Source organism: Lentzea sp. NPDC054927 (assembly GCF_053610285.1).
In genome coordinates, this window is record NZ_JBSGXZ010000035.1 from 96,182 (window position 1) to 102,959 (window position 6,778).

At 66.8% G+C, this 6,778-nt stretch carries 7 protein-coding genes; 2 read left to right on the top strand and 5 right to left on the bottom strand.

Translation table 11 applies throughout. The features are described from left to right. Window positions 1–33: 33 nt before the first annotated feature. From ACWGE0_RS33960 to ACWGE0_RS33980, 5 genes are all read right to left on the bottom strand, one after another. Window positions 34–1,401: a beta-N-acetylhexosaminidase gene (locus tag ACWGE0_RS33960; RefSeq protein ID WP_452264986.1), complete on the bottom strand. Its 1,368-nt coding sequence runs from the start codon at window positions 1,399–1,401 to the stop codon at window positions 34–36. Then, a complete protein-coding gene (locus ACWGE0_RS33965; RefSeq protein WP_452264987.1) occupies window positions 1,398–2,231 on the bottom strand; it encodes a carbohydrate ABC transporter permease in 834 nt (277 codons plus the stop codon). The genes ACWGE0_RS33960 and ACWGE0_RS33965 overlap by 4 nt, the downstream gene beginning before the upstream one ends. Beyond that, complete coding sequence (locus ACWGE0_RS33970) at window positions 2,228–3,112, bottom strand: carbohydrate ABC transporter permease (RefSeq protein ID WP_319971526.1); 885 nt, start codon at window positions 3,110–3,112, stop codon at window positions 2,228–2,230. The genes ACWGE0_RS33965 and ACWGE0_RS33970 overlap by 4 nt, the downstream gene beginning before the upstream one ends. 2 nt (window positions 3,113–3,114) lie before the next feature. Beyond that, complete coding sequence (locus ACWGE0_RS33975; RefSeq protein WP_452264988.1) at window positions 3,115–4,395, bottom strand: extracellular solute-binding protein; 1,281 nt, start codon at window positions 4,393–4,395, stop codon at window positions 3,115–3,117. A gap of 79 nt (window positions 4,396–4,474) precedes the next feature. Beyond that, complete coding sequence (locus ACWGE0_RS33980) at window positions 4,475–5,134, bottom strand: copper homeostasis protein CutC (protein ID WP_452264989.1); 660 nt, start codon at window positions 5,132–5,134, stop codon at window positions 4,475–4,477. 372 nt (window positions 5,135–5,506) lie between these two features. On the opposite strand from ACWGE0_RS33980, the gene ACWGE0_RS33985 reads away from it, so the two are divergent. After that, entirely contained in the window at window positions 5,507–6,112 is a 606-nt protein-coding gene (locus ACWGE0_RS33985) for an RNA polymerase sigma factor (protein ID WP_319971529.1), read from the top strand. A gap of 5 nt (window positions 6,113–6,117) precedes the next feature. Continuing rightward, a complete protein-coding gene (locus tag ACWGE0_RS33990; protein WP_452264994.1) occupies window positions 6,118–6,594 on the top strand; it encodes a carboxypeptidase regulatory-like domain-containing protein in 477 nt (158 codons plus the stop codon). Window positions 6,595–6,778: the final 184 nt, after the last annotated feature.

Here is a 6,778-nt window from a genome sequence, read left to right on the forward strand (position 1 = left end):
GCCGGCAGGGGTGGGGGACTCCACCCCTGCTGATCAGCGCGGGAACCCCGGCACACCGGGGAGCTGCTGCCACGGGAGTGGGCCGTCGAGGGGTCGGTACTCCACACCCAGTGCGTCCAGGCGTGGCAAATGATGTTCCGCCAGCCGTTGCACGAACGCCGGATCCTTCTCCGCCGGGGACCACATGACCTCGGCGAACGCCGCGAGCCGTGGGAACGCCGCGTAGTCCACCCGCCGGGCCGAGTCGAGGTGCTCGGTCCAGATGTTCGCCTGCGCCCCCAGCAACCGCCCAGGCTCCTCACCCGTGAGCCCGGCAGGCACCGGATCCCACGCGTAGACGTCCTCCAGCGTGGTCACCGTCCCCACCGGAATCGGTTCGTCGGGCGACTCCGACTGCCGGTAGTCCAGGTAAACGTGCTGTTCAGGGCACATCACCACGTCGTGGCCCTCGCGCAGCGCCGTGATGCCGGGCTCGACTCCGCGCCACGACGCGACGATCGTGCCGACCGGCAGCGGACCGGACTCCAGGACCTCGTCCCACCCGTACGGCCGCCGCCCGCTCCGCACGACGTGCTTCGCGATGGCGCGGACCAGTTCGCCCTCGTGGCCGGGCGCCTCGTCGCCGCCGAGCCCGATCACCTCGGACGGGAACACGTCCATCAGTTCGTCGAACACGTTCCGATAGAAGTCCACAGTGGACTCATCGGTGTTGAGCACGCGTTCGTTGACGCCCCAGTCCGTCCAGACGCCGCCGCCGTGCACGCCGAGTTCCGGGTACGCCGCGATGGCCGCCTGCGAGTGCCCCGGGATGTCGATCTCCGGGATCACCGCGATGTGCCGCGACCGCGCGTATTCGACGATCTCCCGCAGGTCGTCCTGCGGGTAGAAACCGCCGTGCGGACGTCCCGCCATGCCGGCCGAGCGCCGGTCGCCGAACCGCGAGTCCTCCCGCCACGACCCGACCTCGGTGAGCTTCGGGTAGCGCTTCACCTCGAAGCGCCAGCCCTGGTCGTCGGTCAGGTGCAGGTGCAGGACGTTGAGCTTGTGCGCGGACAACAGCTCGACGTACCGCAGCACCTCCCGCTTGGGCAGGAAGTGCCGCGACACGTCGAGCATCACGCCACGCCACTGGAACCGCGGGTGGTCGACGATCTCGCACGCCGGAATGACCACGGGTTTCTCTCCCGCCGCCCGGAACGCCTGCGGTCCCAGCAACTGCCGCAAGGTCTGCAGCGCGTTCATCTCGCCGGCCGCGTCGTTCGCCTCGATCAGCACGCCGGCGTCGGACGAGAGCAGCCGATAGCCGCCGGGCGGGCCGTCGACGAGCACCGTCTCCCAGCCCTTGTACTCGCAGAGTCTCCCGCCGTCCACATAGGACACCGGGCGCGGGAGGAGGTTCATCCCTTCACCGCCCCTGCGAGGCCGGACACCAGACGGCGTTGCACGAGCACGAAGAAGATGAGCACAGGGATGGTCATCAGGGTGGAGCCCGCCATGATCGCGCCCCAATCGTTCTGGTCGGGTTTGACGAACACCTGGAGAGCCAGCGGCAGGGTCTGGTTCTCCACGGCCGAGATGATGAACGTCTTGGCGAACAGGAAGTCGTTCCAGGCGTGGATGAACGACAGCACCGACGTCGCCACCAGGCCGGGCGCGACGAGCGGGAACAGCACCTGCCACAGGAACCGGAACCGCGAGGCGCCGTCCAGGGTGGCGGCCTCCTCCAGTTCCACCGGCACCGCGGCGACGAACCCGCGCAGCATCCAGATCGCGAACGGCAGGCTGAACGCCAGGTGCACCAGCACGAGCGAGCCGAGGTGGTTCAGCCCGAACGCGGGAACCGAGTCACCGACCGACCGCATCAGGAAGAACAACGGCACGGTCAACGCCTCGACCGGCACCATCTGCACCACCAGCAGCATGATCAGCAACGTGGTGCGGCTGCGGAACCGGAAGCGGGTCAGCGCGGTCGCCGCCAGGAACGAGATCAGGATGCTCAGGAACACCACGATCAACGCCACGATGATGCTGTTCATGAAGTAGCGCCCGAAGTTCGCGACGGTCAGTGCACGCGTGAAGCTGTCGAGCGTCGGCCGTGTCGTCCACGGCACCGGGTCGGCCGAGATGATCTCGTCCTCCGGCTTGAACGCCGACAGCACCATCCAGAACAGCGGGAACGCCACGACCGCGGCGATGATGAGGACGAAGCCCTCCGTCAGCCAGCGCCTCACAGGACCTCCCCAGACCGCCGCAGTGCGCGGAGGTAGACCATCGTGATCGCCAGCAGCAGCACGGTCATCACGACACCGATCGCCGCGCCCAGCCCGTACTCCGACGCCGCGAACGCCTGCTGGTACGCATAGACGTTGAGCACGAGGTTGCGCCCGGCGATGCCGCCGCCGTTGGTCATCACGTAGATCTGCGTGAAGACCTTGAAGTCCCAGATGATCGACTGGATCGTCACCACGAGGATGATCGGCCGCAGCAACGGCAGCGTGACGCTCCAGGCCGTGCGGAACGTCGACGCACCGTCGAGTGCCGCGGCTTCCAGCACCTCGGTCGGAATCGCCTTGATGCCCGCGTAGAGCGTCACCATGACGAACGGGAACGAGCACCAGATCACCTGTGCCGCGACGAGTCCGAACGCCGTCCACTTGTCGAACGTCCAGGAGAAGCCCTGGATGCCGAGGACCTCGTTGACGAACCCGAAGTTCGCGTCGAACAGGAACAGCCAGATCGTCGACCCGGCGACGGCGGGCGTGGACCACGCGCCGAGCGCCGCCAGGAACAACGTCATGCGCACCCAGGTCCGCACCCGAGTCGCCAAGATCGCGAGAAACGCGCCCACTAGCAACGTGCCGACCACGCAGACCGCCGCGAACGCGACGGTCTGCCCGAGCACTCCCCAGAACTGCTGGTTCCCCAACAGGTTCTGGTAGTTGCCGAGGCCCAGGAAGGTGAGCGGCGCACCGCCGCTCACCTGTTCCTGGCCGTAGTCGTAGAGCGAGATGAGCACCAGCTGGTAGATCGGGTAGGCCAGCAGGCCCCCGAGCACCAGCAGCGCTGGGGCCAGGTAGGCGAACGCGGTCCGCCCCTGGCCTTTGGCGGTCATGCTCACGACGTGAAGGCCGCGTTCATCGTCTTGGCGGCGTCCGCGGTGGCCGTGTCCACGTTCTTCGCGCCGGTGACGATCTCCTGGAGCATCGTCGGCACCACGGTCTGCGCCTCGATCTTCGCCCACGCCGGCGTGACGGGGACGAACTTCGTGCCGGACTGCAGGGTCTTCGTGAACGGCTCCAGGAACTTGTCGGAGTCGCTGACCTGCTTCTGCACGTCGCTGAACGTCGGCAGGTTGCCCATCGCCGTGTACATCTTCTGCTGGTACTTCTTCGACGCGAGCAGCTGCGTGAACTCGTTCGCGAGCGTCTTGCGCTGCGTGCCCTTCATGACGCCGAGCAGGTTGCCGCCGGCGAACGCGGGCGCGATCGAGCCCTTGGTCTTGCCGGGCAGCGGCACGACGCCGTACTTGCCGGCCGCGGACGACGCGTCGACGGACTTGCGGTTGAAGTCGCCACCGATGGTCATGGCCGCCTTGCCAGCGCGGAACGCCTCGACGCTCGCGTCACCGCCGTTGCCGGCACAGGTCGCGGGCGGGCAGATGTCGTCCTTGATCAGCTCGGTGTACTTGGCGACACCGGCCTTGGCCTCGGCGCTGTCGATCGTGGCGGTGAACTTGCCGCCGTCCTGCTTGGCGATGTCGCCACCGTTCGCCCAGATGAACGGCAACGCGGCGAACAGGTACTTGCCGCCGGCCGAAATTCCGATCAGCTCGGGCTTCTTCTGCCGGATCTCCCGCGCCGTCGTGGCGATCTCGTCGAGCGTCGTCGGCGGCTTCAGGCCGAGCTCGGTGAACACGTCGGTGCGGTAGTAGAGCGCACGGACGCCGACGAACCACGGCACGCCGTAGGTCTTGCCGTCGACCTTGGCCGTGTCCAGGATCGTGGGCACCAGGTCCTTGGACTCGCTCCAAGAACCGAGGTCGAGCTCCGAGAAGCCCCCAGCGGACACGTAGCCCGCCAGGTCGGTGTTGCCGAACTCGGCGACGTCCGGCGCGCTCTTCGGGTCGCTGAAGGCGGCCTTGAAGCGCTCGGCCCTGCTGGACACCTGGATGTACTGGACATCGACGGTGACACCGCTGTGCGCCGCCTGGAACTCGGAGATGGCCTCCTTGACCACGGCTTCCTTGGGAGCCCGGTTGACCTCGTCGAACAGCCACACCCGCAGCTGCCCGGTCTTCTCGTCCGTGCCAGAGTTGGTCGGTCCTCCGGACTGCACCGGTGCGCAGGCGACCACCGCGCCCACGCCCAGCACAGCCACGATCGTCTTCAGCCTCATCGCGCCCTCCGCATTGCACATGTTGCAACAGCCATTTCACAGGAAGCAACGTGACTGTAGAACGGTCTAGGGCAAGGGTCTAGACCAGACGATTGACCCATTCCCGAACCGATGCCGCGTCCACCGGCGAATCCCACCCCGAGGGGCGCACCGCACTACCAACGTGAAATCCGTTCACGCCCGCTGCCAGCAGTTCTTCGACGTGATGCACCTGGAGACCGCCGCCGACGAGCAGCGCGGGCGGGGCCTGCGCGACGAGCTTCTTCAGGTTCTCGAGACCGTCCTCGACCCCCTTGGCACTTCCCGCGGCGAGCACGGTGTCGCAACCGAGGGTCTGGACTGTCGCCCAGGAACGGAAAATGTCCGCGGAGTTGTCGAGCGCACGGTGAAAGGTCCAGGCGCAGCCCTCGAGCTCCGCGGCCAGGTTCAGCGTGACCCCTTCGTCGATCTCCCCCTCGGCGTCGAGGAAGCCCAGAACGAACTCGGTCGCACCCGCCTCACGCAGCTCCCAGGCCTGCCGGCGCAGCTGCTTGAGGTTGCCGGGCGCGAACCCCTTGGCGTCCCTGAGCATCACGCGCACAGGAATGTCGACGGCCTGGCGCACTTCTTTGAACGTGGAGACCGACGGAGTGAGACCGTCGGAGGCCATGTCCGCGACCAGTTCCAACCGGTGCGCGCCACCCGCCTGCGCGGCCTCGGCGTCCTTCGCGTTCAGTGCGATCACTTCGAGAATCGGCATGGTCTAGACCATAACGGCCGACGGGGAATGTGACTGCGGCATGTGCTTTCGTGAATCCCGGAGCCAGAACCACGTTTCGTGCGTCTGAGCCTGTATCTGCCCGCCTGAGTTCCGCTCTTTACCAGTGAGCGCTTTGTTCAGGCGTGGAGCACGTGTCGGTCGGTTCGAGGGGTGCCGGCCGGCGCGAGCTCCCACCCACTGGCGGCCCGTGATCCGGAGGGGGAATCACGGGCCGCTGGCATATCCGGAGGAAGATGAGCCTCGACGTGTCGGTGATACTGCTCCAATCGAGTGAATTTTGTATCTACTGGCCAGTTAGCCCTTCATGAGTTGGCGGACGGCGCTGACAGGGCGGCCGATCGGAGGTGCTGCATGGACGAGCTGCACACGGCGGATGACCGTCCGCCGTGGGACGGGCTTGAGGGCACCGAACGACACGCGGTGTGCGTCGCGGCCGCACGCGAAGGCAACCGCGACGCACTGGACGTCCTGGTGACCGAGCTGACCCCACTGCTGTGGCACGTGGCCCGCGGCCAAGGCCTGGACAGGGCCGCCGCGGAAGACGTCGTGCAAACCGTGTGGCTCGCGTTCTTGAAGAACATCGAGAACATCCACGAGCCCAAAGCCCTGGTCGGCTACTTGGTCGTCACAACGAGGCGTGAAGCACGCCGAACCTGGACACCCAACAAGCGTGAGACGCACCTGTCCGACGAATACGCCGAACAACTCGAGTCAGACCACGGCCTGCCAGAGGACGTGACGCTGATGGACGACCGCGACCGCAGGCTCTGGCTGGCGTTCGGCAGGTTGACCACGAGGTGCCAGGAACTGCTCCGACTAACCGTGCTCGCGGGCCGCGCGGAGTACCGAGCAGTGGCCGAAGCACTGGCCATGCCCCACGGCAGCATCGGTCCGACCAGGGGACGGTGTCTGACCCTGCTGCGCAACTACCTGGAGACGGAAGGAGGATCGCGGTGAACGAGATCGACCCGCGCGACGACCGCAGGGGCCTAGAGGACACCGCCGTCCTCTCCGAACTGAACCGGCTGGTCGACGAACTGGACCCGCCACCGGCAGACCTGGTGGACCGCGTGAAGTTCGCGATCGCTCTGGAATCCCTGGACGTCGAAGTCGCCCGCTGGGAACGCGCGGGCTCGTTCGCCGGCGTACGAGGCGGCCAAACCGGCACGATCACCTTCACCGTCGACAACCTCACCCTGATGGTGAACTTCACCTCAACAGGCTCCCGCCACCGCATCGACGGCTGGCTGGTCCCCGCAGGCGAACACACTGTCGAGGTCCGCGTAGCCGACCACCAGTCCTCTCTCACACAAGCCGACGACGGCGGCCGCTTCGTCCTGTCCGACGTGCCAACAGGAACCACGCAAATCCTGGTGCACCTGGTGAACTCGCGCGGCGAACCAGGCCGAACAGTGGTGACACCAACAATCATGCTCTAGCAACACACCTGGGGACCTGGGGATTCAAAGACACCGCCGCCGCACCACGCCGATGCCGCAGGCGAGGCGACCCAATGGCGAAGCCGAGGCGCCTTTAGCTTGAAACAGCGTGCCGGGCGGGTCCCCGTCACGAGTCGTGCCTCAGCACTTGCTGCAACCAGGGAGGGGTGTCAAACCGCCACGC

Excerpts from the sequence above, each read along its gene's own strand:
- ACWGE0_RS33970 (WP_319971526.1), bottom strand. The coding sequence starts at position 3,112 with ATGACCGCCAAAGGCCAGGGGCGGACCGCGTTCGCCTACCTGGCCCCA.
- ACWGE0_RS33985 (WP_319971529.1), top strand. The coding sequence starts at position 5,507 with ATGGACGAGCTGCACACGGCGGATGACCGTCCGCCGTGGGACGGGCTT.
- ACWGE0_RS33980 (WP_452264989.1), bottom strand. The coding sequence starts at position 5,134 with ATGCCGATTCTCGAAGTGATCGCACTGAACGCGAAGGACGCCGAGGCC.
- ACWGE0_RS33975 (WP_452264988.1), bottom strand. The coding sequence starts at position 4,395 with ATGAGGCTGAAGACGATCGTGGCTGTGCTGGGCGTGGGCGCGGTGGTC.
- ACWGE0_RS33960 (WP_452264986.1), bottom strand. The coding sequence starts at position 1,401 with ATGAACCTCCTCCCGCGCCCGGTGTCCTATGTGGACGGCGGGAGACTC.